Here is a 24,751-nt window from a genome sequence, read left to right on the forward strand (position 1 = left end):
AGCGTATGCAAGCCGGTCGTCGACCGCTGCCGCCTGGCCTACGGTTCTTCGCAACCGACCCGATACGGGCCGACGAGAAGGAGGACTGAGATGACCATCGCGGATCAGATGCTCCGGACCCACCCGAAGGATCTGGGAGACCTCGATCAGGCGGCACTACTGGCCTGCATTCAGGCCTGCGTCGACTGCGCCCAGGCGTGCAGCGCGTGCGCCGACGCCTGTTTGAGCGAGGACATGATCGCCGACCTCACCAAGTGTGTGAGGACCAACCTCGACTGCGCGGACCTATGCGAGACAACCGGTCGCATCCTGTCGCGGCGCACCGGCTACGACGCGAACGTCACGCGAGCCACCCTGGAAGCCTGCCGCACCGCGTGCGCGGCCTGCGCCGACGAATGCGAACAGCACACCGGCATGCACGAGCACTGCCGGGTGTGCGCGGAAGCCTGCCGGACGTGCGAGCAGGCCTGCGAGAAGCTGCTCGGCCTGCTGTGAGCGACCACACCCCGCACGAACGGGCCTCGCACACCGGCGGTGCGAAGAGCTACCTCCGCCTGCTCATCGCGCTGGCCCTGAGCCTGGTGGTGATGTACTTCTTCACGTTCGCACTGATCAACGTCGTCGGCGATCTCTACCTGAACATCAGCAACCTCTACATGGCCCTGATGATGGTGTTCCCGATGGGCATCATCATGATCGCGATCATGTGGCGCATGTTCCCGAACAAGCCGCTCAACATCGGGCTCATCGTCGCATTCGCCCTGCTCACGGTCGGCGCGTTCTTCATGGGAAGGGCCGCGACGTTCGTGGGAAACCAGCAGTTGCTGGACTCGATGATCCCCCACCACTCCCGAGCCATCCTGCTCTGCGAACAGTCGAACATCACCGACCTGGAGATCAAAGACCTCTGCGGCGAGATCGTCGAGTCCCAGCAACAAGAAATCGATCAGATGAAGGACATCCTGCAGCGGCTCGGGAACTAGACCGGCCCTGCTGGATCAGCGTCGGGCCGAGTCACCGCGGCTAGAGACTGCCGGGCGATCTCGAGCTCCTCGTTTGTGGGCACGACCAGGACGGCGGTCGGGGAGCGGGAGTCGGAGACCGTCCGCGCCTCCCGCCCCGCCGTCGCGCGGTTGCGCTCGTCGTCGAGGCGAATCCCGAGACGCTCCATGCCGGAGACGGCGGCGGCGCGGGTCGCCGGGGCATTCTCGCCGACACCGCCGGTGAACACGATCGCGTCGGCGCCGCCGAGCTGGCCGAGGTAGGCGCCGAGGTAGTGCCGCAGCCGGTAGTGGTAGACCTCCAGCGCCGCAGTCGCGGCGGGATCGCCGGCGACCGCAGCCGCGTGGATGTCGCGCATGTCCTCGGTGCCGGCCAAAGCGCGCAAGCCGCTCTCGCGGGTCAGCAGCTCCTCAAGCTCGTCCCATCCGAGGCCCGCTCGGCCGAGTGCGATGAGCACTCCGGGATCGAGGTCGCCGGCGCGGGTGCCCATGACGAGTCCTGCCAAGGGCGTCATGCCCATCGAGGTGTCCACGGACCGCCCGCCGGCGATCGCGCAGGCGGAGGCGCCGTTCCCCAGATGGAAGACGATCAGCCGCAGCTCCGACAGCGGCCGCCCCAGCCGCTCGGCCGCCCGGGCGGAGACGTATTGGTAGGAGATGCCGTGGAACCCGTACCGGCGGATCCGATGCTGCCGGACGAGCTCCGGCGGCAGCGCATAGGCGGTGGCTGCCGGGGGCAGGGTGCGGTGGAACGCGGTATCGAACACCGCCACGTTCGGGACGCCGGGGAACACGGCGCGGGCGGCGCGGATGCCCGCGAGATTGACTGGGTTGTGCAGCGGCGCCAAGGCGGCGAGATCGTCGATCTGCTGCTCCACCTCGTCGGTGATCAGCGTCGCGGAATCGAACCGGCTGCCGCCGTGCACCACCCGGTGACCGATGACGCCGACAGGTTCATGGCGCAGCTCGGCAAGCAGATCCCGGATCGCGGCACCGTGCCCCGTTCCCTCGGAGGCATCGTGACCGAGCCGTTCCACGGTGCCGCCCCGGATTGCCGTTCCGGACTGCCCGTCGACCAGCCGCCACTTGATCGAGGAGGAGCCCGCGTTCAGCACCAGCACGACGGTCATCCGTAGCCCCCAGAAAGTGCTCTATCGTCATCGTCGTCGGATTCTATGTGCCATGAGTGGCCCCCCGTCGATGCCAACTCCGAACCTTCCACGCGTCGGTGCTTCTTGCGCCTGACGGCGTCCAACGAACAGCCGGAGTCGGCTAATCGGCGCGCTAGCGCGGTAGCGCCTCGGTCGCTCCCTCCCCCCTTTCGCGCGGCCTGCGGTATGAGAGGCGCGACAGCGGGGCTTGTCAGCCTCTCGTAGAGGCGAGCACCGGAGGAGGCCCGCCCATCGCGTAAGCCGCCGACTTCTGCTCGAAGGCTTGGCGCCGCTCGGCGCGGCGAGCCCGGATCAGGATGATGAGGGTGATCGGGCCGTTGACGAGGAACTTCAGCGCGTTCCAGATGAACAGCAGCACGACCAGGTTCAGCCAGCCCGGCCCGCCGTCGGCGATCCACACCGTCAGCAGCCACGCGCCGAGCAGGTACAGCACGGCGATGAGCATGGCGGGCACGCCCCACTTCAGGCCGCGGCGCGTGTGCAGCGCGTCGAGCAGGATGTTCGTCGGCATGTACGTCCGCAGGAACAGCCGAACTCGGATGCTGAGATTCCAGAGCAGTCGGAACACGATGTCCGCCTCCCGAGAGGGTGCGTAGCTCCGCCGAGGAGGTAGATCATGTGGTGAGTGTCCCGAGGGACCGTCGCAAGCGACCTAGAAATCGTGGCTACTACCTCAAGATCAGGGTACGCCCGACCCGCGAGACGCGGAAGGGATGCGGCGGGAGTCGCGAGAGCGCCAAGTAAGGAGCCCCGCGTCTGGCGCGCACTCCAGCCCAGTGGCATGTCGGCTCGCAATGAGCAGTCGCTGAGCATGCCCGTTCTGCCCTTACAGGCGCGGCCCAGCGACCCTGAGACTGCGGGTGGTCGGTCCAGGTTCTGCCGCGCGTACCGCGAGCTGTTGCGCGCGAAGGGTCGCGGCGCGTGCTCGTGCCGCGTCTGCGCGTTGCGAAGCATCATCGCCGACAAGGCCGAGCCCCCTGGCCACGGCGATGCCGTACTTGTCGCGATAGGCCGCGACGGTGCGTGCCTCGCGTCGCCAAAGTGCGGCGAGCTGCGGATCAGAGGGTTCCATCCCGAGTCCCGAGATCCACTCCCCCGAGGACTCGACGGCCTCGGTGACGAGCGCGTCTGCTCGCTGCTCGATGAGCGCGGCACGTTCACGGAGTGCGCTGCGCATATCGTCGTCCATCGGGCCGAGCGCGGGAGTGACGACTCCGGCGATGGGCGTGGCGGGCTGGCGCACGCGCCCCGCGCCGTTCGTGTGCTCCAGGGCGCGGATCACCCGCTCGTGGAGCACCGCGGCCACATCGCCCGCGTCATTGAGCGGACGAGAAGCGACGAGAGCGCTCAGAAGGCGCTCGGCATCGTAGCCGTCGGCTTCGGCTCGGCGCAGCTCTGCGCTGAGCACGCCGAACGCGGTCGAGTCGATTGCTGCGGATGCCTCGGCCTCGGTGAGCCGCGTCCTTCGCAGCAGAGCCTCCCACCGTGGCTGTTGCGCGGCGGCGGCGATGGTCTCGTATTCGGCGGCGAGTTGCGCGACCGAGCCCCACACATCCTGCTCGGCGGCGATCGTCTGGCGGGCGGAGAGTTCCGCGCCGACGTGCTGGAGCACCCCGGCGAGCACCTTGCGCGCCGCGACCACGAGGGTGTCCTGAGCGGGCGGGTGAATGTGGTCATCATCGGGGCGGTTGAGGGAGACATAGGCGAAGTTCCCGGCCTTGCCACGGGTCATGGCGACGTAGAAGTTCTCGCGGGTCGCGCCGGGCTCGATGAGCGTGTGTCCGGTGTCGACCGTGACTCCTTGCGCCCGGTATGCGGTGACCGCGTAGCCGAGTTCGACATGCTCGGCGACGTATCCGGCAGGGAGTCGCAGCGTCGCGCCTCCGCGTCGCCCGGCAGGCCGCACTCGTAGCGACCCGTCGATGCCGATGGCGGTGATCGTCCACCGGCTGCCGTTGCGCACCCAGCCGCGTCCGGTGCGCAGTTCACGGTCGTTGCGGCGGGTGATGATCGCGTCCCCGACGGACGCCTCGGTGCAGTCGTGCAGCCGCACCTCGGCGCGCGCGTCGACCTGCCCGGCGAGGATGAGGTCGGCGCGGGCGCGCCGGTTCAGGGTGGTGACCATCGCGCTCGACTCGGCAATGAGGATGCTCGCCAGCCCCAACGCGCGGTCGCGCTGCCAGGCGGCGTAGGCGGCGTCGGCCATGCGCTCGGTTTCGCCCGCCCGGATACGACCGTGGGCCTGGTAGGTGTCGATGGCTTCGATGCGGCCGTTGCGTAGATCGCGGGTGGCACCCTTCTCCCAGGCTGCGGTGATGCGGCGCACGTCGGTCAACTCGGGCACGTCGGCACGGTCGGCGACGAGCATCCCGAACGCTCCCCCGGCGTCGACGGACTGGAGTTGCGCGGGATCGCCCACGAGCAGCACCTTCGCTCCGGCGTCGGCTGCGACGCGCACGAGCCGGTCGAGCGCGAGCGTCCCGGCGAGGGATGCCTCGTCCACGATCACGAGCTGCCCGGCGGTGAACCCGGTGCCGTGGTCGCGGTGGGTCTGCCACCACTTCGCGGTGTTCTCCGTCGGGATGCCGAGGTCACCGGCCAGCACCTCGGCCGCGACCGCGGACGGTGCCAGACCGACGACCGCGCCGCGCCCGTGCTCGGCCTCCCACGCACGCCGCAGCGCGCGCAGCGCGGTGGTCTTCCCCGCCCCCGCAGGGCCGACGAGCAGGTCGAGTACCCGACCCGACGACGCAATCGCGGTGAGTGCGGCGCGCTGGTCGTCGCCGAGCGCGCGCCCACGGTGGGGTTGCAGCGCGTGCGCGACGATTGCGTCGGCCAAGCGCGGCGCAACCTGCTCGCGGGAGCGCGCAAGTAGCCGGTCCTCGGCGGCGAGCACCGCGGCACCGCTGTAGCGGGCGGCGTTGCGAGGCCGGAATACGCTCGTCCCATCCGGGCGCTGGAACGCGGCGGGACTCGAGGCCAGCTCAGACGGGGTGAGCCGGATGGATGCTCGCTCCGCGGCGTCCGCGATCATCCCCGTGATCGCGTCGCGGTCCTCGGTGGCGGCGAAGCGCCAGCCCATCGTCCGCCGTGCGGTCTCCGCGTAGAGGTTCCAGCGGCTCCACGTCGTCCGCTTCTCCGCGACCGCGGCCACCACGGCCGCGCCGAGACGGGCGACCTGCTCCAACGGCACGTCTTCGGCGTGCAGCAGCCCGGCTGGCTCGACTGCGAGGGCTTCCCGTGCCCACGCGGTCGCGTCGCGCCCGAGCAGGCGGCTCGCGCGGGCGCGCCACTCCTGGGCGAGGTCGACGAGCGGGCGAACCTCCTTGTCGGGCCGGGTCGCCAGCGTCGCCTGCTGCCGCAGCCGGATGATCGTCTCCCGTGACGGCGCGTGCCCGTGCGTTCGCTCGTACTCGGCGATCAGCCTGTCCTTCTCGATGTCGATGTGCCGCGACCGGGACGAGAACTCGGCGACCAGCTCCTCGGGCACCGTGGCGACCGCCCACACCGGGTTGCGATCCGCGCCCCGGTCGCGCCGCTCCCAGCCGACGCCGAGCGCGCGAGTGAGGTGGTCGGCGAAGACCGCGTTGTGCAGCTCACTCAGCGCCACGGTCGCCGCGTGCAGCGGCCGGCTGTCCAGCGACCGCCACTTGCCGTCGAACACGGTGCGCACCTTGTTGCTCACCACGACGTGCGTGTGCAACTGCGGATCGCACGCCCGCGAATCGAAGTGATCGAACGCCGTGGCGATCAGTCCTGTCACCTCCACCTGTGCAACCGCGCCGTCGCGCGAGGTGGCACCCGAGCGCGTGGCCGCAACCTCACGCTCCATGAACGCAACGACATCCGCAACCGCCGCATGGTGAGCCTCGGCGATCCGCGCCTGGGTCACCGCATCCGCAACGCCCCAAAGCACCGATGCGGACTTCGGCAGCGAGAACGTGAAGTCAAACCCCGCGACCGCACGCCGCGATCTGCGCGCCGATTCCTCCGCTTCGATCACCGCGACCGCCTCGGCACGCTCCGCCGCGCCCAGCGCCGGGTCGAGCCGGGCCAGCCTCGCGGCGATCCGATGCTCGACGCTCGGGAACGCCGGGTACGCCTTCCCCAGCGGATCGCCCGTCACCGGATCAAGGCCCTCGCCGAGCAGGAGCTGGAGCTGCGCCTCGGACACCTGTGCACCCTCGTGGACCTCGCCGTATCCAAGCGAGGCCAGGCCGCTGCCCATCCACCGGCCGGGCGGGGTGCCCTGCTCGGCGTAGTAGCGGGTTAGTGGCATCGAGAGTGCCCGCTCGCCGTCGGCGGACGCCACGGTGCGCAGCAGATACTTGTAGCCATCCCCCGCGCCCAGGACCCGCATCGAAACCGACACCCGGCACCGCCTCTCTCGACAGAGAGGTAAGCCACCTGAGCCCGCCGTCAGGCGGGGTCAGCCTCGATGTGCCAGACGTGTACTGGTCTCTGGAGGGCTTCCGAGATCAGACAAGGCGGGCGCGGACGACGGCGATGTCGCGCTCATGATCGCGCACGATCCTGTCAGCCTTGGTCGTGAACTCCGACTTGTGGATCACGACGAGCCGGATACCCTGCTGCGGCAGGATCTCCGCCTTTCGCTGGTCGTAGAGCCGCCGCTGCTCGCCACGGGGCACACCGGAGACGGTCGCGCGGCGGTCGAACAGCGGGACGGCCACGGTGTGCTGCTTCTCCTGGAACTCACCACGAGCCCCAGCGCAGGCCAATACCCGTCGACAGGGAGCCTGCGAGCCCGTCCGGTCGTCGGCGACACGTCGCCGACAAGCCACAGGAACGTCGCCTGTCGCTCCCCGCAGACCCCGATCACCTCGTCGCAGAGGTCGAGAACGTAGTGCTCATCACTGTCGGCGCGCTTGCCCACGATGCCTACACGTACTCGATGACTGCCACGACGCGTATGACGCCGTTGAACTCGTCGCCGCCTGCGACGGTGGATAGGGCGACGATGCGGTGCTCCGGCCGGACCGCGAGCTCCTGCGCGAGCACGTCCTTGATCGAGCCGCGCATGAAGTTGTCGACGCGCACCTCCACGATCTCCTGGGTGCTGGTCAGTCCCTGAGCCATGTTCGTCCCTTCGGTGCCCTCGGCCGCGTGCTCGCCACGATACGGCGCACGAGCGACACCTGCTTGCCGAGGATCGTGAGCGGCGAAGTCTGTGGCTACGCCGCCCTTGGCCGACCGGATGTCGCAGGTCTCGGCCAGACTGTAGGGCAATGTCGCGTTGCGTATGAGGACAGCGATCCGTGTGGAAGGGGGGTGCCGTGACACCGTTGACCCCCGATGCTGCGCTCGATGTGCTCGGCGAACTCCACGCTCGCCTTGACTCAAACTTCCGTAGCCTCCAGGAGTCTCGCCGCGCACTCGACACCGACGCCCCTGTATTCGCCTTGGAGCATGGACTTTCCGCGACCGACTTGGACGCCTTGCGTTCCGCTGTCCGCCATGCAGTGGCGCAGGGATTTGACCATCGCTACTGGCGGCAGAACTGGCTTCCGTTCATCGTCTACGCCGCTGAGTCCGGTTACGACTACATCGGCGGCGAGTATTGGCTGAGCTTCGAGCAGTCGACACCGGGATGGGCGCAATACGGCAGTCGCGACCGCATTCGGATGTGGTTCCGCAAGTTCAATACCGAGTACGGCGGAGCTGTCCCGAAGGGCGCGTTCGCCAAGAACTTCCCGATCATCGCGTGGCCGATCACACACGCGGTGCTGCCGGTCTACCTCCAGCGCTACCTCGCGCAACTCCTCTACGAGTTCCGCATGGGGCTGACGACCAGCCTGCTCCAGAACCCCGAGGAACTTGGCGAGCACCTTGCGGCACGCACTTGGGGCTACACCGAACGGTTCCGCATCTTCTGCGAGAACACTTCCCTGCTCGGTCAGGTCGCTGCCGCGTTGCTCTCGGGCGAGGGGGAAGAGTCCCCGTACTTGCTCCACTCGACGCTGCTCCGCCTGGTCGATGGACTCGAGCAAGAGCGTCAGGCGAAGTTCTGGCTGAACCGAGCACGCCAGGCGGCGAACCAGGTGCGGGCGCGCGGGTTTCAGCCAGGTGTCCCGCGCGGGACAGGAACGGCCTCACACGATCGTCTGCCGAGTCCGACTGATCCGCGCCTCGTGCTCCGTGGGGGCGAGAACGGCTGGCAATTGTTCGCGGAACTGCCCGAACTCAGCACGCTCAGCGGTCGGCTTCCGCACGTCTACGAGGAACTCCGCACCAAGCGAGCGCGGGTCGAGGGTGCCGACCAGACGATGGTGGCGCGAGGTCGGCTGACTGCGGCCGGTCAGAAGATACGCCTCACGCGACTCCCGAACCCCGAAGTGCCGTTCATTCAACTGGAGAACGGCGAGCCTGCCGTCAACGCACTCGTCCGCGATCAGGTGGAGGTCAGTCGCGGACCGATCTGGCTCTTCAAGCGCCGAGCGCCAGGGTCGGCCGTCGAGGTCAAGGGCAAGCTGATCCACCCTGACAGCACCTACCTCGTCATCCACGATGGTGACTGGTCGGTGCCTGATCTGCCGTGGGTGGAGTCAACCGCCCTCGACGTTGTCGATGCCGAGGCGGTACGGCTTATGGTTCCTGAGCGTCTGACCGAGGAAGCAACCGCTGCCCTGGTCGCGTCGGGGCTGAGCGTCATATCCGACGCGATCATCCGTCCAGTCGGCTTCGCCGCCAGCGCGTGGGACGGCGAAGGTGCGGTGGAGTGGCTGGCTGGTGAGCCAGGGCTTGTCGGCATCCGCGTTCAGCAGATCCCGAGCGTGCTGACGCTCACCCTTGCCGGCAACCGCTACACGCTGGATTGGCCGGACGGCGAACGCGAACTCTTCCTAAGCCTCGATGATCTGCCCGTCGGTTCGCACGAGCTGAGAGTCACGCTGACGGGTGCGCAGGAGCAGGCGCTTGTCGAGGGCTCACTTCAGGTCACCATCCGTGACCCGCAGGCTCGCTCCGAAGCGGCCGAGGCTGGCGAGGGCATCCGCCTGCTGGCGTCGCCAGCTCGTCCCACCATGAGCGAGCTGTGGGAGCCGGAAGCGATCACAATCGCCGGCCCCGAGGGGCTTTGCGTTGACCTGGCCGTCGCGCTCCGGTCGGAGACGAGCGCGGAGCTTGCCAGCATCCGCCAGCAGATCACGCTCCCACTGCGCCCCGCCGACTGGGCCGGTGTCGCCAAGAAGGTGCGTGGCGACAGCCGTTTCAGCCGCTACTTCGACCAGGCAGAGTCGATCGAGCTTTCGGTCTCTCGCGCTGGTGTCGGGTACGCCGTCCTCGCGGCGGATCGTGGCTTCCAGCCGCTTCGATGGCAGCTGCTTCGAGACCGTGAAGGCAACCGTGCGCGTCTCATCGATCGGACGGACAGCGGCGCGACCCGCATCGAACTCTTCCGTGTGGAGTCGCCGCTGGCTGCCAGCTTCTGCGATGCCGGAGCGGACATCGAGCTTCCGGCATCTGGCGGACTGCTCCGCGCGGTTGCTGGGGAGGGCGTCGAAGCCACGGCGACGATCCTTCTTCCGACCGACCCGAACGAGCTTCGAGGAGCGCGTCGCCTCGTTCCCGACGTCCCGACGGGCAGCAAGACACCAGAAGAAGCGATGAAACTCGTTCGCGCCTATCAGCTATGGGCCGACGCTGATCTCCCTGGTGACGTGTTCGCGCAGTTCCAGCGCGACGTGGTGCTGGCGGCGATCACCCGAGCCTTGGTGTCTCTCATCGCTGGAGGCCGGTGGGCGTCGGTCGAGCGGGATATGGCGAACGCCGGGAACCTGGAGGACTTCCTCGACGATATGCAGCGGGTAGTCGGAGAAGCGGAAGAGCAGAAGAAGCTGGCGAAAACGATCGGCACGAGCCTCCACGCCTGGCTCAATCCAGCGTCACTCTTGACTGGCTTTGCCGAAGTCGCGGAGAGCGCAATCCGCACGAGCGGGATCGTCAACCGCCCTTCGGCGGCTCGCTTCCTCCTCACCCTCGCGGGGCATCCTGGGCAGATTCTTCAGTGGGAGGCAGGCGAGCGCGGAGTGCTACTCCAGTACGTTCTGAACTCGCCCATCCTGCTGCGGGCGGCACGCTTTGCCGTGCTTGGCACGAGGGCGCTCAAAGGCGCCGAGGAAGCGCGGAGGGGGTTCTGATGGAGCTTTCGCTACGGACTGCCGACGAGGTTTCCGCGATCTCGGTACGAGTGCTGGGGCTGGATGAGGACAGCATCGCGCTGGACTACCCCGAGGCATTCAGCGCCTCGCTTCGGCGGGCGGCCGCATTCCTCTGCCCGACGACGCCGAGGGCGCTCGTGGACACGGTGCTGGAAGTCCTAACGCCGGTGATCCCGCAGCCGCCAACACGCGACGACCTGATGGGGACACTCGACCAGATGATCTCGACGGGCGATCTGCTCGAATTGGTCGACACGACCAGCGACCGTGCGATGCGCCTCCTCTATCTCGGACCGCCGAGCTTCATCGAGCGGTCGCCTGGTCGCTATCTCCTGACGGGGATTCGACCACTCGGACTGCCCCTCGTCGGAAGCGACATCACCGTCGAGCACGAGGGTTACGCGCGGACGGCGGTGCTCGACGCCGACGACGCCGAGACGCGGCTTCGCGCAGCCGGACTTCACGAGATCAGCCAGACACGGTGGATCGGACAGCCGGCTTCGATGTCCGCAGCCGATTTCCTGACGCAGTACCGGACTCGACTCGACGTCGCGCTGGCCGCAGGCTTCGTCGACGGGCTAACGATCATCGACCCTGCTAGTCGGCCGACCTACTATCGCGGTCGCTGGCGCAATCCGGCCGAGGGCGACTCCGGCGACTTCGTGGGGAGGCGTCCCCAAGCGTATGGCGCGGACCGCTGGTGCCTTGTGCGACTGGTCGACGGTGCTCCCGAACGCCTCATTGATCTTCCCGTCGACAACTCTGTGGCTCCGGCTCGGGATGAGGCGTGGCGACTCCAGGCTGCGATCGACGCCGCGCGAGGCACATCGCTTCCGTACCGCACTCGTCCCATGCCGGGGGTCGATCACGCGCAGGCTGTCGTTGACTTCTTTTCGCCGCTGCCAAGTTGGGCGGAGCGATACCTTGGACTCGTCGGATTGTCGGTGGAGAAGTCGCGCGGTGCGCTGTTCCCCTACCGGCTCCCGACATCCGCGCTGACAGGTCTCGCGTCGGTGTTGACCGAGACCCTGTGGATGACCACCACGACCGATGAGGAAGTCCAGTGACGGCAGAGGCCCCAACGATCGCTGAGACGATCACCAAGATTCAGGCTGCTCTGCGCGACTACATCGAAGCGACCTATCACGTCGGGCATCCGACGCTCACCGAACAACGACGCACGCTGTTGGACGAGGACGGCGTGATCTTCCGCGCACCGTTCATCGAGAGCACCCCGCGCTACCAGACTGACCGGCGCTTCTCGGAGCTGGCGCTCGACCCAGCAGTTCAGACGCTGTTTGCTCGTCTCACCAGTTCGGACGAAGGAACCCCGCTCCTCTACGACCCGCCCTACACGCACCAGGCAGAAGCTCTGGAACTCACCATGCGCGACGGATTGAGCCTGGCGGTGACCACGGGTACCGGCTCTGGCAAGACCGAGTCGTTCCTTCTCCCGATGCTGGCGAAGCTCGCGGCGGAGGCAGCTCATCGCCCGGAGTCGTTCGCTCGTCCTGCGGTGCGCGCCTTGATCCTGTACCCGATGAACGCGCTGGTGAACGACCAACTCGGTCGACTTCGCTTGCTCCTCGGCGATGCCCGCGTGACGAGTCAGTTCCAGTCGTGGGCGCATCGCCCGGCGCGCTTCGCCAGATACACCAGCCGCACGCTCTACCCCGGTGTGCGGAAGGTGGAACGCGACCAGCAGCGGCTCAAGTCCATCGAGGACTTCTACATCGATCTGCTCGACCGGAGTGATGACCCGGCATCGCGGTATCACGCGGACGCGACCGCACTCGTCGGCAAGCTCAAGGAGCGCGGGAAGTGGCCCGCGAAGCCAGATCTCCGCGAGTGGTACGGGGCGAAGGGGTCGCGCTGGAAGAAGGACGGGGAGTTTGTGCGCGCCGTCCTCCAGTCCCGCGACGCCGAACTCTTGACGCGGCATGAGGTGCTTGAAGCCCCGCCGGACGTGCTCATCACGAACTACTCGATGCTCGAATACATGATGATGCGCCCCTTGGAGCGCCCGGTCTTCGATGACACGCGCGAGTGGTTGGCGACCAATCCCGACGAGAAGTTCTTGCTTGTCGTGGATGAGGCGCACCTCTACCGGGGTGCTGCGGGAGCTGAGGTCGCCCTGCTCTTGCGGCGGCTGCGTGCCCGGCTGGGTATTGATGCGGATCGCCTTCAGGTGATCGCCACGAGCGCGAGCTTCGACAGCGCCGACTATGCGCGGAAGTTCGCCGCGCAGCTCAGTGGCAAGGACGCTGACGACTTCCGTACCATCGTCGGGAAGTTGGCGCTTCGCCCGGCGGCAGACGTCGGTTCTGCTGTCGACGCCTCCGAACTCGCAGCGGTCTCGCTTGACGATTTCTACGACGGCGAGGCAGAGAGCGAACGCATCGAAGCCGTCGCCGGCCTCCTGGCGTATCGCGGAGTGACCGCCGAACCAGACGCGACGGTCGGCGCGCTCCTCGACCAAGCGCTCGCCTCCTACGAACCCATGAACCTGCTCGTCAACGAGACGATGCAGCAGGCCCAGCCAGTCAGCGAACTCGGCGCGAAAGTGTTCCCTGGTGTCGATCGGGAGACAGCAGACCGCGCAATCACCGCGCTTGTCGCCCTGGGGAGTGCCGCTCGTCTCAAGCCCGACGACGCGGGTCTTCTCCCGTGCCGCGTCCACGCCTTCTATCGAGGCTTGCCCGGCCTTTGGGCGTGCGCTGACGCCGACTGCCCCGATCTGGATCGAGAGCAGTACCCGGCGCCAGGACCAGTCGGCAAGCTCTACGCCCAGCCCCACGCGACCTGCTCCTGTGGTGCCCGAGTCTTCGAACTCTTCACCTGTCGGCACTGTGGATCGGCGTACCTGCGTGCCTACACCGACGATCTTGCGAACCCGTCGTCGCTGTGGCACGAACCAGGTATCAGCTTCCAGGTGGCCTCGGGTGCGGTTCAGGAACTCCAGCCTCTCGACCTGCTGGTGGAAGAGCCAGATCCCCAACTCGCCGCGCAGCCCGCCGACCTCGATCTCATCACCGGGCGTCTCGACCCGATGAAGCTCGGCTCGCGGATTCGCACGGTGTATCTGCCAGGCAAGCGAGCCGGCGAGGTCGTAACCGCCGACGATGAGGAAGATGACGGCACCAGCGAGGTTAAGGCGGACGGCGAGTTCAAGCCTTGCGGGGTCTGCGGACAGATCGCTGGGTTCGGTCGCTCTTCCGTTCAGGATCACCAGACCAAGGGCGACCAGCCGTTCCAGGCGCTGGTGACGCGGCAGATCGAGGTTCAGCCCCCGTCACGCCCGTATGAAGACTTCGCACCGCTACGCGGTCGGAAGGTGCTGGCGTTCTCCGACTCGCGGCAGGTGGCAGCTCGACTCGCGCCGAACCTCCAGAACTACGCCATGCGCGACGTGATCCGCCCGCTCATCGTGCGCGGATGGAGCGAACTGTCGACCATCCCTGGGATCGGGAAGCAGCTCAGTCTGGAGCACTTGACACTTGCTTCAATGGTGGGGGCGAAGCGGCTCTCGGTGCGGCTTCGCCCTGAGCTTCGTCCAAGCGAATCGATGAGCGCGCTCGCTGACGTAGGGCGGGTCATCGACGCCGGTGCGCTCGACGGCGACGATGATGCGCGGACTGAGCTAGTCATGATGCAGCCGCAAACGCCGGAGTCGCTCCTCAAGGCCATCTACAAGACCCTGACCGATCGCTACTACGGGCTGTCCTCGCTAGGGCTTGCCTCGCTGCGCGAGCGGGGGTCGCTTCGTCAGGAACTGCTCGACGTCCTGCCAGACATCCCGGGCGTCGCAGATAGCGACGAGCGGAAGCTGGCGCTCGTCCGCCTGTGGCTGGCCCAGTGGAGCACACCGTCGTGGGGCATTTGGTTTCCCTCGATGACCGCCGACTGGCGTGGCGTCAAGGAGGGCGTGCGCTCGCACTCCGGCAAGTTCCGTCCGTTCGAGCGATGGCTTGGCTCCGCCACCATCAGCAAGCAGTTCAACCAGGACTGGCTGCCGACGCTGCGTCAGAAGTTCTGCGAGACCGCAGGGAACAAGTACTTCCTGCTCGCCAATCGGATTGCGCTCGAACTCGGCGGTGAATGGGGCTACTGCGAACGGTGCCGCTATACCCAGCGTCCATTCCCTGGCGCGACAAAGTGCGTCAACTGTGGAGCTAACGAGGTCCGCGTCCTTGACCCTGAGACGGACCCTGTTTTCCAGGCGCGCAAGGGGTACTACCGCGCGAGCACCGTCCGTGCGCTCGCCAATCCGCCCGAGCCGCCGATGAGCATCATCGCGGCCGAGCACACCGCCCAGCTCAACGCGGCGCAATCCGACGCGGTGTTCTCGAAGGCGGAGGAACACGAACTGCTCTTCCAGGACGTTAACCTCGGGCTTCCTGGGCCGAACGCCCAGGAGCGGGCAGCCATCGACGTGTTGTCATGTACGACGACAATGGAGGTCGGGATCGACATTGGCGCGCTCTCAGGCGTCGCCCTCCGCAACATGCCGCCGTCCCGCGCCAACTACCAGCAGCGTGCTGGTCGCGCTGGACGTCGTGGCAATGCGGTCGCAACGGTGATCGCCTTCGGCAGCGCCGATACCCACGACGACCACTACTTCCGCGAGCCAGCCGAGATGATCCGTGGCCGCGTTGACGACCCTGTGCTCACGATGGACAACGACGAGATCGCTCGTCGGCACGTTGTTGCCTACCTGCTTCAGCGGTACCACCAGGATCGGCTGCCGACCTTCGACCCCGCGACGCAGTCCTCGCAGTTGTTCGAGGTGCTCGGCACGGTTCAGGATTTCGTCGGCGCTCAGTCACCCCTGAACCGCACCGACTTCGCGCAGTGGCTGGCAACACACGAGGCTCAGCTCAGGACCGACATCGACGGCTGGCTCCCATCTGAGTTGTCATCCGAGAGCCGAGACGCTGTCCTCGGCGGCATTGTCAGCAAGACACTGGAGGATATCGACGAGGCGCTCGACCTGACCGCCGAGGGTACGCTGCCGAAGCCGGTCGAGGGGGATCTCCCGCCAGAGGCGGAAGAGGTCGAGGCGGAAGGCCCTGGCGAGGACGGTGCGGAAGAACCAAGCCCTCAGCGCAGCCAGACCAATCTGCTCGACCGCCTGCTCTACAAGGGTGTGCTGCCTCGGTATGCCTTCCCGACCGACGTGGCCGGATTCCATGTCTTCGACGTGGACAAGTCCGAGCGTTTCCGAGCAGCGTTCCGCTATGCGCCGAGCCAGGGGCTTCCGGTAGCGCTGAGTCAGTACGCGCCGGGCAAGGTCGTTTGGATCGACAACAAGGAATGGCGTTCCGGCGCGATCTACTCTCCGGTTCAGGCGGAGCGGTACAACGCCTGGCAGGGGCACAAGCTCTACTTTGAATGTACGGTCTGCCACTACGCCAACTACTTCGATCAAGAGGAGGCGCACCGTGGTGAAACCCGCGAGTGCCCCGCTTGCGGGTCTGAAGACTCCTTCGGCAAGGCGATGGCCTGGATGCGCCCGCCAGGGTTCGCGCACCCCGCCTACGAAGACCCTGGCACCAGCCCCGATGATGCTCCGGCGCGAAGCTATGCCACCCGCGCCAAGCTCGTCGCCCCTGGTCCTGCCGACGACTCCGCCTGGACTCACGTCACCGACCGCGTTCAGCAGACGTACCACCGCGAGACGCTGCTGGTCACGAACACCGGACCAAGAAATGAGGGCTACACCTACTGCTTCAAGTGCGGCCTGATCGAGCCGACCAAGTCCGCGACCGGCGTGGTCGTCGGGCAGCACAAGAAGCCGTATCCAGACGAGCAGGAGCCGAACTGCCCCGGCTCGTCTTCCACGAGCGGTCTCGTGCTCGGGACCGACTTCATCACCGACGTGCTGCTGGTGCGCCTCAAGGTCAAGCCTCCCGTGCGCCTCGGCCCTCAGCTCCTGTCCACCCAGGTCGCGCTCCGCACCATCGCGGAGGCGATGACGATCGCAGCTACCCAGCGGCTGGACATCGAGGCCACGGAACTTCAGGCCGAGTACCGCCCCGCGTTGACGCTCGGCGGCGCTGAGGGACTCGAGGCAGAGGTCTATCTCTACGACACGCTTGCGGGTGGCGCGGGGTTCACGCGTCGGGTCGAACAGTTCGGCATCGAGATACTTCGCCAGACACTTCAGCGGCTCGAGGAGTGCCCTGCGGACTGCGACGAGTCCTGCTACCGCTGCCTGCGGAGCTTCCGCAATCGCTTCGAGCATGGCCTGCTCGATCGCAAGGTCGGCGCGAGCCTGCTCCGGTACCTGCTCGACGGAACCGCGCCGAGGCTTGACGAAGCTCGCCTGGCGCTGTCAACGGACCGCCTCTATCGCGATCTCGTCGGGCGCGACATCGCTGGCGTGACTTTCGAGCGTGATCAGCAGGTCAGCATCGCCGGCATCGGGCAGGTGGTGGCACCGATCCTGGCGACGAAGGGTGACCGGCAGTTCATCTTCGGCGTTCATGGCCCTCTGACTCCTGACCTTGCGCCCGACCTCGCGCTCAACGACGCCAAGGAGAACCAGACGACCATTCCGGTTCGTCTCATCGACGACATCGTAATCTCACGGAACCTGCCGAACGCCAGCCACCAGGTCGAGAAGGCGCTGGCGTGACGCAGGCAGCAGGCACGATCGACACAGGCATTGCGTCGAGCCGAGCCTCGTTGCCTTCGCCGCCGAACTACTGGAGCTACTCGTCCCTGAAAGAGGTCGAAGCCTGTCCTCGCCGCTATGCCCTGGCGCGGGCAACCTACCCAGACCTCTGGGATGGACGTGGCTACCCATCGCTACCGAGCACGCCCGCCTTGTTCGGCGATGTCGTCCACGGTGCGCTCGAAGTCGTCGTCAAGGCGCTCGCAGAGGCCGGCGTCGAGTCGCCCCAGGCAGTCGAGGCAACGATGGTGCTCCGCGATCTCGGCGGACTCACCTCCGTCGTCGAAGAGATGGTGACCAAGAAACTGGCCCCGCTGGAGGGGAACCCGCGCCTCGACCTTGACCGTCGTCGCCGGATTGCGCGGGAGCTTCGTGCTCAAACCCCCGATGCTCGCGTCCAGGTACAGACCTATCTCAGCCGGACGGTGTTCGCTCCGCGCCCGTCTGGGTCGAGCAGCATGCGGGACGGGAGTGCTGCCGCACGGGGAGGTGCGTCTGCGCGCAGAGCACTCGGGGAGGGATCGCACGCCGAAGCGGTGCTTGTTGCCGAAGAACTGCGCCTGCTGGGGCGTATCGACCTCCTCACCATCGCTGGTGAGTCGGTCGACATTGCCGACTACAAGACCGGCGTCGAAGCCCCCGGGCATCACGAGCAACTACGGTTGTACGCCCTGCTCTGGGATGCGGACCGCCAGTCCAACCCTGCTCGATTGGCGACGGCGAGCTTGACCGCCGCGTATCGGGACCATGACGTCGATGTTCCCGTCCCGTCGAGCGAAGACCTCGACGCGCTTCGGGTGTCCCTGTCTGCTCAGATTGAGCGTGCCGATGCCGAGCTTCGGTTGGGGGTGCCGACGCCTTTGCCGAGTCCGGCGAACTGCGAATGGTGTGCGGTGCGCCACTTGTGCGCTGCCTATTGGGAGGGGGTGACTCGGGAGCTGACGGCCATCGGCGACGGCGAGTGGTTCGACTACGAGGGGAGGATCGGGAAGCAGAACGGCCAGCGGAGTTGGTGGGTCGTCGACCCCGAGACGGGCATCGACCAGTTACTGCTCCGAACCACCTCGTCAACACCGCCTTTCGCGCCCGGCGATCATGTTCGACTTCTCGGGCTCCGCTACGAACTCGATCCCGAGGCGCACACGCCGGTTGCTCTCCTGACGGCCTCCTCGGAGGTGTTCCAGGTCGTGTCGTCCTAGAAGTTCTCGACGAAGAGCGTCACGTCGCCCTGCTCGACGTCTGCCGTCTCATCGTTCGGCAACGGCACTCGCGCGGCGTGCCGGAGCGGTCGCACCAGCCGATGAGCACGCATCGACTCGCGCACTGGCTCCTGCTCTGCGCGGCGACGTCCCCAGCGCTCGAACCACCAGCCCACGACCTTAGCTTCGCCATCGGTGAGATCAGCGTCGATCAGGTAGGCCGGGTCGGGGTCGATGCCCAGCGAGTAGTCGCGCAGGTTCTCAACCAGGCGCACGCCGTAGACGATGCGCTCGCGGCCATGCTTCAGCAGTTCGTTGGTCGGCCATCCGAGCGCGGCAAGCCCGAGCCGGACCTTCCGCAGGCGTGGACTCACCCCTTCACCGAACAGGCTGTTGACGCGAACCGTCGCTCCCTTGAGCCGCGACAACCGCACCAGCGCTTCGACGGTCTCATCGGTGAATTGCGAGGTGCCGAAGGAGCGCGACCGACCAAGCTCCTGGAAGCGGATCTGCTCATCCTGCGGGCCGCCCATAACGTCCGCAGGCCAGCGAAGTCGGTTGTACTGACTCGATCCGCTGCCGTAGAGCGACGTGGTGCTGATGAACGAAAGGCGTGACTCGCGCTCGATGGGGCGTCCCGCGATTGACGAGGCGATCTCGCTGGGGCGGGCGTACTTGGCGCGATACGCCGTGACGACCTTCGGAGAGACCGCAAGCGCCCCAACGAGCTTGCCTGCGGCGAGCGCACTGTATGGAGCGACAGCACCGCAGACCGTGAGATCGGCAATGACGGTGCCGACCCGCTCACCCCGAGCGCGACGCATGAGGCGGCGAATCTGCGCCCGAGCCTTCGTGTCCTTGAGCGCCTCCTTCAGCCCTTCGGCTGTCGGAGTCGGGAGCAGGTACGGACCGAGGACGGAGGCAATCTCCAGGGTTTCCGCGAGCACCGACGCGCGCTTGCTCCGAAAGAGCGGCGTCAGCGCGCGCTCCTGCCAGGAGTCCTGCTCGATCTGACGCACCGCGTGGAGTGGTGAGCGGTGGTGCTTCTGGCGATGCCGCTCAGCATCGGCTCGGAGCAGCGCGATGACGTCGGGGGTGGGGTGCCGAAGGTCCGTGGGCTGGATGACAGCGTCCCGCAGGAGGTCATCGAGGTAAATCTCACTGAGCTGACCGTCGATGCGCTCGGTGAGCCACACGGCGATCTCGTCAGTGGGCTTTGCGCACACTGACTCGAGGAAGGTGTCAGTGTCCCATCCGATCCACTGGTCGCGCTCGGCAATCTGAACGACAGGGCTTGAAATGGCGGCGAGACCGATCACGGCGTGGTGCGGCGTCGCCGCGTCCCGAATGAGGATGGGCATCGAGCGCCCAGGGACCGTGAAGTAGGCATTAGACCAGGTGTGGCGGAAATAGCGCCAGATGTCATGGAGGGCGAAGCCCGTCAGCTCACACTTCCCGCCGTCGACGATCTGGATGTAGGGGCGGATGACGGTCTCGGGGTGGGGTTCGCGCTCCAGGGCGTCAGCTAGCTCACGCCCGTCGCGCATCAGGCTGAACACGGAGACCAGCCGTCCCCTGTGTTCGCGTGGCTTCTCCATGCCCTCGACGAACCGCCTGACGCTCGGTTTCCGAAGTTGCGGGTCGCGCCGCAGATGCTCTTGGCGCCGGATGCGTACCTTCTCGATGCCGGGGTCGGAGTGCGACGGCGGCGGAGTCAGCAGCGGCCCGTGCTTGTAGTCGGTCAGCAACCACCCCTGATCCAAGAGGTCGATCAAGGTGTGCGCGGCGGCAGCCAGGGTCGGCTGGTTGTAGAGGTCGCCCAGCTTCGCCTGCGCGAACCAGTACATCCGGTCGATCGCCTCGGTTGGGTCGAGGGTCGTCGCAGCGAGTGCCTTACACAATCGGAGGAATCCCTCGCGCTCGACGCGGCGGGTTCCGCTCGGCAGCGAGATGTTGATGAACTTCGGCTCGTCCTCGTGGCTCATGACTTCTGCAGCATCCGTCCGTAGGTCGCACCCCACACGCGGAGCAGGTCACGATAATCCTGCTCGCTCGCACCGACAGCGGCGACCGAACGCGCGAACGAGAGAAGCAGCAGTTCCAGCGCCGTGCGGACGGGCGCACCCGAGTCGCCCAACTCCTGGAGCGGGCGGTACAGCGCGGCGAAGCCAGGGTGGTCGATGTTCATCGTGACGTTGAGGTGGCGCTGCTTCAGCGTCAGATCGAACATCGACTCTCCCGACAGTTGGTCTGCCCCAAGGTGGTACCTCAGCGCTCCGGTGGTGCGTCCCGAGGTGCGGATCACAGGGAGGTCGGCGTCGGCGGCACCGGCGATGCGGCAAGCACCTTGGACGGTTGCTTCGAACTTTACCTCCTCGAAGGCTTGCCGGACGCGGGCGTTGAGGACGCGGGCGATGGATTCCAGTTCGGGTTCTAGCGCTTCACGAAGCGCAGCCGTGGGGCGCACCCCCTGCTTGTTGACGGTGATACCGAAGTGCTCGTCGAGCGCGGGTTCGAACTCGATCTCGCACCGCCACCAGTCGTCGTAGTTCTCTTTCCGCTTGCCGCCCATGAGGTACCAGCCGCTGGCGATCTCCCGCCCCGCGCGCAGGATCGAGACGCCACCATGCCCCACAATCCCGACCTTCCTCTTCGTGGCGTTGTCGAGGTGATGCCAGCGGGTGACCGGCAGCATGGCGAACGTGACGCTGACGAAGCTGGTTTCCCCAGCGGCAGTCGCAATCTCGTAACGGATTGGCTCGAACGCCAGATCTGCAGAGTGCCCGTTGAGCTTCGTGGAGAGCAGCATCGGATCGAGTGGTTCGACCGTATGCCCGTTGATCCGCAACGTCAGCCCCCGGTCGAGGAACTTCCGGAACATCCGACCCAGATCGCGGTGGAGCGAGCGATCCAGCCAGGCGAGGCGGCGGTACTCAATCCGGTCGCACTCCGTCCAGACGACACGGCAACCAGATGGTGCGGCGCCTCTCGCGCCATCGTGGAGCGCTAGCGACTCTCCCTCGCCCCGCGCCACCGAGTCGACATCGAGGTGAACCGCTCGCGCAACGGTTCCCGCTTGCCACGCTGTCACCTCGACCTGACGTGCCTGGCTTAGCGACGCAGCAGGTAGCCCCATACCGAACCGTCCGAAGGAGGATCGCGAGTCAAAGCGAGATGATCCACCAAAACGCAGGCAAGCCGCCAGTTCTTCCTCAGTCATACCCGTGCCGTCATCCTCGACGCAGATCCGAGGAAGCGCGTCAGGGTCGCTCCGACCGATGGTGATGTCGATAACGGCGGCGCTCGCTTGAAGCGAGTTGTCGATCAGTTCTGCCAACGCCGTAGAGAGGCTGACGTAACCCGACTCGCGGATCGCCCTGATGAAGTTCGCGGGTACGAGCAGGTCGGACGCGTGGCCCTGAGAACGGCCCATTATGACTCCCTCCGTCAGAGATGGGGTTACGTCTAGGGTAGCTCGCCGAGGCGGTCCGCCGCAGGGGAAATTCTGAGAGAAGTGCGGCCCAACACACCGCCGCGAGTGGCAGAGTAGATCCAGCAGGCCACCTAGAGATCCTCCGCAACCTGAAGGTCGTACCGCTACCAGCGAAGCCCTCGTCGCACGCCTGCTCAGCGAGAGGCTCGACGACAGAAACCCTCGCCAATGAGGTGCACCTCTCGCCCCGGCAGAGCACCAAGAGGGTCTCCGTCACGTTTGGCAGGCCGCCGCTCGTCTACCTCACCGCGCCCCACGCGGCGGATGGCGAGACTGCTGGCGGAGGCCGACCTTACACACCGGCTGCCGCCGAACGCCGCGAGTGCAGACGCACGCCTCGTAGGCAGATGCCAGTGTCCTTGATGAGACAGTCAAGACGGGACGTGCGCGGCGAGCCAGGCGATCACTGCGCTCTGCCATCGGTCGGGGTCAGAGTTCCACGAGAGCGTATGTCCGGCCTCGAAGGTCTCCAGCGAAACAAGGCCAGGCCGAGCATCTCGGAGTGCTTGTGAGAGCCGTATCGGTACGGAGTCGTCGTGGGTGCCGTGAAGGATGAGCGTGGGCGCGGTGAGTTCCTCGGCACGAACCGTCCAGTCGAAGGATCGGATCGGGATGCTCTCGGGCAGGCCGACCATCCGGGCCAGCGGGCGGAGCGTCAGCCACGGGATCGCGAGGCTGCCCGCGGCTGAGGGGAGTCCGCTGCGGGTGCAGTTCGCCTTGATGACCTCGGTCCAGTCGAGCACGGGCGAGTCGAGCACGAGACCGGCGATGCTGCGTCGATACGACGGGTGGTGAGCGAGCTGGAGCGCGATGGCCGCGCCCATCGACCATCCGAACAGCACGACCTGTCGGGCTCCGTGCCGCATCGCGTACTCAATGGCGGCCGCGGCGTCGTCGGCCTCGGTGAAGCCGAGTGTTGAGCGACCGTTGCCGACTCCCGGGCCTTCGCCGTCGGCTCGGTAGCTGATGACGAGCGAGGTGTAGCCGCGCTCGGTCGCGGCGAGCACGGCGCGAAGCGTTCCGGCTCGGACGCTGCCGAGGCCATGTAGGTGGATCGCCCACGTCGACCTGCCGCTGTCGCCGTCGATGCGCCAGGCGGGGGCAGGCCCCGCGGGGGTGTCGATGGTGATGTCGTGTGCATGAAGGCTGGCGTCGTGCGGGGTCGCGTAGTAGATGCCGCTCCAGGAGACGTGATCGCCAGCCCTGAGAGTGAGCCCCGATGCCGTGCTCGTCACCCGTCGTGCGATCAGAGTCGGTCCACGGTCGAGCACGTCTTCGGAGAGTTGCGCCCAGCCTCCGTTCTCGAACCAGAGGTTGTACGCGCCTTCGGCTGCGGTCTGGCGAGTTCGGTCGAGCACGATGAGAGGGCCGTCGCCGTCGCGCTCAACCTCGCGGACGGTCAGGTCGTATCGCCGCGTGCTGGGGGCTGTTAGCCGCCGCGCGATCACCCAGCCGACACCCAACGCGCCTGCCGCAACGAGTCCGGCACCTAGCGCGACCCGTCGCATCACGAACTGCCCTCCTGGCCGACCCGGCCTCCTGGCGAAGCGGTGGTCCGTGTCGCTCTCGTGTCGAGTCCGAGGAGGTGGCTCTCGGCGCGATTCAGCAGGGCGCGCTCGGCTGCGCTGATGTCGAAGGTGACGCGCGGGTCGATCATCGCGTCGCGGATCTCAACGATCTCTCGGTGTAGACGGCTCTCCAGGTCATCCGCGCTCGCAGCGAGCGGGTCTGCTTGGCTCAGCCCAGGCCGCACGAGGGACGCCCGCTTCCAGAGAGGCTCCAACTGTGTCGCGAGGCCGACGGTGCGCTTCCGGCGCATGTCGTGCTGTGCGCGGCGGACGACAGGCTGCGCGGCGAAGCCCGCGCATAGGAAAAGGAACGCGAGTAGAGAGAGCGGTTCGTAGGCGCGTTGGACGGCGCGCATGAGATCGAGATGTCCTGTGACGTGTGCGACATCCATGATGAGCACGGCCAGGCACAGTCCGCCGCCGAACGCCGATCCCAGGCTCAGCAGAGCCGAGGGGAGACGCTGGATGCCGGAGCTGCGCAGATATTGCCGCGCGGCGAGGATCATCATCGTCGTGATGACGAGGAAGAAGTAGCTGAAGTTGATGATCGAGTAGGCCGCTGCTGCGGGTTGCGCGCCGAGGTCGATCATGAACCGAGTCGTGGTTGTGCCTCGGTCGATGAACACGAACGTCGTGGTGATCGCAAGAAGCGAGGTGAGGAGCACCGGGATGCCCACGGCGACCCGCACGAGCCTGGGGCGGTACTCGTCAGCCTTCATGACGCCTCGACCGAGAAAGAAGATCCCGGTCATCAGCAGCCCATCCGAAACGAGGGTTGTGACGTTCGTGCCGCCAAGAAGCGGATCGGTGACGAGGTAGATGGCGTCGACGTTCAGGGTCATCGCGACGGCAATCGTGAAGGAGGCGTAGGTGATGCTTCGATCCGCCCGTTTGCGGCGGAAGATGAGCAGGCTCGCCACGAGCGCCCACATGAGCGTCGCGACGAGCGCCTGGATCACCCGAAAATCTCCGAATAGCGGGACTCGGCGAACACCGATCCTCGGATGCCCGCGGCCAGCCGATCTGCGAGCGACTCGGCGGCGATCTCCGTCTCACTGTCAATGTCCTGTCGCTTGAGCAGGCGTCCGCGCGTGTGAGGAGGGATGTTGGGCAGCAAGACGTCCCCGGCTGTGCAATCGTCGCCCTCCGTGTGACCGAGGATCATGTGGGCCAGCTCGTGAAGGACGAACTGCTGGCGGTGCAGTGCAGAGTCGCTGCGTGCGTGGAGCACGAAGTCCTCGGTGTCGGTGACCAGCCAGAGCGCACAGATGCCGTCGCGGGTGTCGAGGTCGGCGAGTTCGACGACGCGGAGCCTACGATGGCGCCGTTCCTGTATGGCCTGGAGAAGGTGCGCAAGCGTGAATCTGCTGCCGAGCCGCAGATCGGAGACGGCGGCCGTTACGGTCTCTTCGGTGTTCACGTTTACCCCCTCTCGGCCGAGCAGCTACTGGCCTCGGCTCCGTGG

At 66.7% G+C, this 24,751-nt stretch carries 16 protein-coding genes; 6 read left to right on the top strand and 10 right to left on the bottom strand.

What is annotated here, in order from left to right; translation table 11 throughout:
- Nucleotides 1–90 precede the first annotated feature (90 nt).
- Complete coding sequence (locus tag LL239_RS07760) at nt 91–495, top strand: four-helix bundle copper-binding protein (protein WP_228162878.1); 405 nt, start codon at nt 91–93, stop codon at nt 493–495.
- Entirely contained in the window at nt 492–983 is a 492-nt protein-coding gene (locus tag LL239_RS07765) for a DUF305 domain-containing protein (RefSeq protein ID WP_228162879.1), read from the top strand. Before LL239_RS07760 ends, LL239_RS07765 begins: the two co-directional genes overlap by 4 nt.
- Here LL239_RS07765 and LL239_RS07770 read toward each other — a convergent pair.
- The 5 genes from LL239_RS07770 to LL239_RS07790 all read right to left on the bottom strand — a co-directional run bounded on the left by LL239_RS07770 (nt 980) and on the right by LL239_RS07790 (nt 7,270).
- The gene (locus LL239_RS07770) at nt 980–2,131 is read right to left on the bottom strand and encodes an acetate/propionate family kinase (RefSeq protein WP_102209310.1); all 1,152 of its coding nucleotides are present in this window, start codon (nt 2,129–2,131) and stop codon (nt 980–982) included. The genes LL239_RS07765 and LL239_RS07770 overlap by 4 nt on opposite strands.
- 232 nt (nt 2,132–2,363) lie before the next feature.
- Nucleotides 2,364–2,741, bottom strand: coding sequence for a sulfate permease (locus LL239_RS07775; RefSeq protein ID WP_228162880.1), 378 nt, complete (start codon nt 2,739–2,741; stop codon nt 2,364–2,366).
- 258 nt (nt 2,742–2,999) lie between these two features.
- Nucleotides 3,000–6,533, bottom strand: coding sequence for a MobF family relaxase (gene mobF, locus LL239_RS07780; protein WP_228162997.1), 3,534 nt, complete (start codon nt 6,531–6,533; stop codon nt 3,000–3,002).
- A 118-nt stretch (nt 6,534–6,651) separates the two neighbouring features.
- A complete protein-coding gene (locus LL239_RS07785; RefSeq protein WP_228162881.1) occupies nt 6,652–6,864 on the bottom strand; it encodes a hypothetical protein in 213 nt (70 codons plus the stop codon).
- A gap of 208 nt (nt 6,865–7,072) precedes the next feature.
- Entirely contained in the window at nt 7,073–7,270 is a 198-nt protein-coding gene (locus LL239_RS07790; protein ID WP_138172294.1) for a hypothetical protein, read from the bottom strand.
- 197 nt (nt 7,271–7,467) lie between these two features.
- Between LL239_RS07790 and LL239_RS07795 the strand changes: the two genes are divergently transcribed.
- The 4 genes from LL239_RS07795 to LL239_RS07810 are packed head-to-tail and all read left to right on the top strand — an operon-like array spanning nt 7,468 to nt 18,225.
- Nucleotides 7,468–10,329, top strand: a complete 2,862-nt coding sequence (locus tag LL239_RS07795) for a hypothetical protein (RefSeq protein WP_228162882.1) — start codon at nt 7,468–7,470, stop codon at nt 10,327–10,329.
- Nucleotides 10,329–11,417 (top strand): hypothetical protein, encoded by a 1,089-nt coding sequence (locus LL239_RS07800; RefSeq protein WP_228162883.1) that lies wholly within the window; start codon nt 10,329–10,331, stop codon nt 11,415–11,417. Before LL239_RS07795 ends, LL239_RS07800 begins: the two co-directional genes overlap by 1 nt.
- Nucleotides 11,414–16,987, top strand: a complete 5,574-nt coding sequence (locus LL239_RS07805) for a DEAD/DEAH box helicase (RefSeq protein ID WP_228162884.1) — start codon at nt 11,414–11,416, stop codon at nt 16,985–16,987. The genes LL239_RS07800 and LL239_RS07805 overlap by 4 nt, the downstream gene beginning before the upstream one ends.
- Complete coding sequence (locus LL239_RS07810) at nt 16,984–18,225, top strand: PD-(D/E)XK nuclease family protein (RefSeq protein ID WP_228162885.1); 1,242 nt, start codon at nt 16,984–16,986, stop codon at nt 18,223–18,225. The genes LL239_RS07805 and LL239_RS07810 overlap by 4 nt, the downstream gene beginning before the upstream one ends.
- On the opposite strand, the gene LL239_RS07815 is transcribed toward LL239_RS07810, so the two are convergent.
- The 5 genes from LL239_RS07815 to LL239_RS07835 form a co-directional block, all read right to left on the bottom strand.
- Nucleotides 18,222–20,210, bottom strand: coding sequence for a Druantia anti-phage system protein DruA (locus LL239_RS07815; protein WP_102209319.1), 1,989 nt, complete (start codon nt 20,208–20,210; stop codon nt 18,222–18,224). The genes LL239_RS07810 and LL239_RS07815 overlap by 4 nt on opposite strands.
- Nucleotides 20,207–21,658: an ATP-binding protein gene (locus tag LL239_RS07820; RefSeq protein WP_228162886.1), complete on the bottom strand. Its 1,452-nt coding sequence runs from the start codon at nt 21,656–21,658 to the stop codon at nt 20,207–20,209. The genes LL239_RS07815 and LL239_RS07820 overlap by 4 nt, the downstream gene beginning before the upstream one ends.
- A gap of 431 nt (nt 21,659–22,089) precedes the next feature.
- Nucleotides 22,090–23,226: an alpha/beta hydrolase gene (locus LL239_RS07825; RefSeq protein ID WP_228162998.1), complete on the bottom strand. Its 1,137-nt coding sequence runs from the start codon at nt 23,224–23,226 to the stop codon at nt 22,090–22,092.
- Nucleotides 23,226–24,245 carry a DUF6545 domain-containing protein gene (locus LL239_RS07830; protein ID WP_102209651.1) on the bottom strand — a complete coding sequence of 340 codons (1,020 nt, stop codon included), beginning with the start codon at nt 24,243–24,245 and terminating at the stop codon, nt 23,226–23,228. Before LL239_RS07830 ends, LL239_RS07825 begins: the two co-directional genes overlap by 1 nt.
- Complete coding sequence (locus LL239_RS07835) at nt 24,242–24,706, bottom strand: hypothetical protein (protein WP_125131942.1); 465 nt, start codon at nt 24,704–24,706, stop codon at nt 24,242–24,244. Before LL239_RS07835 ends, LL239_RS07830 begins: the two co-directional genes overlap by 4 nt.
- Nucleotides 24,707–24,751 lie beyond the last annotated feature (45 nt).

The organism is Microbacterium testaceum (genome assembly GCF_020781835.1).
Taxonomy (GTDB): domain Bacteria; phylum Actinomycetota; class Actinomycetes; order Actinomycetales; family Microbacteriaceae; genus Microbacterium; species Microbacterium testaceum_H.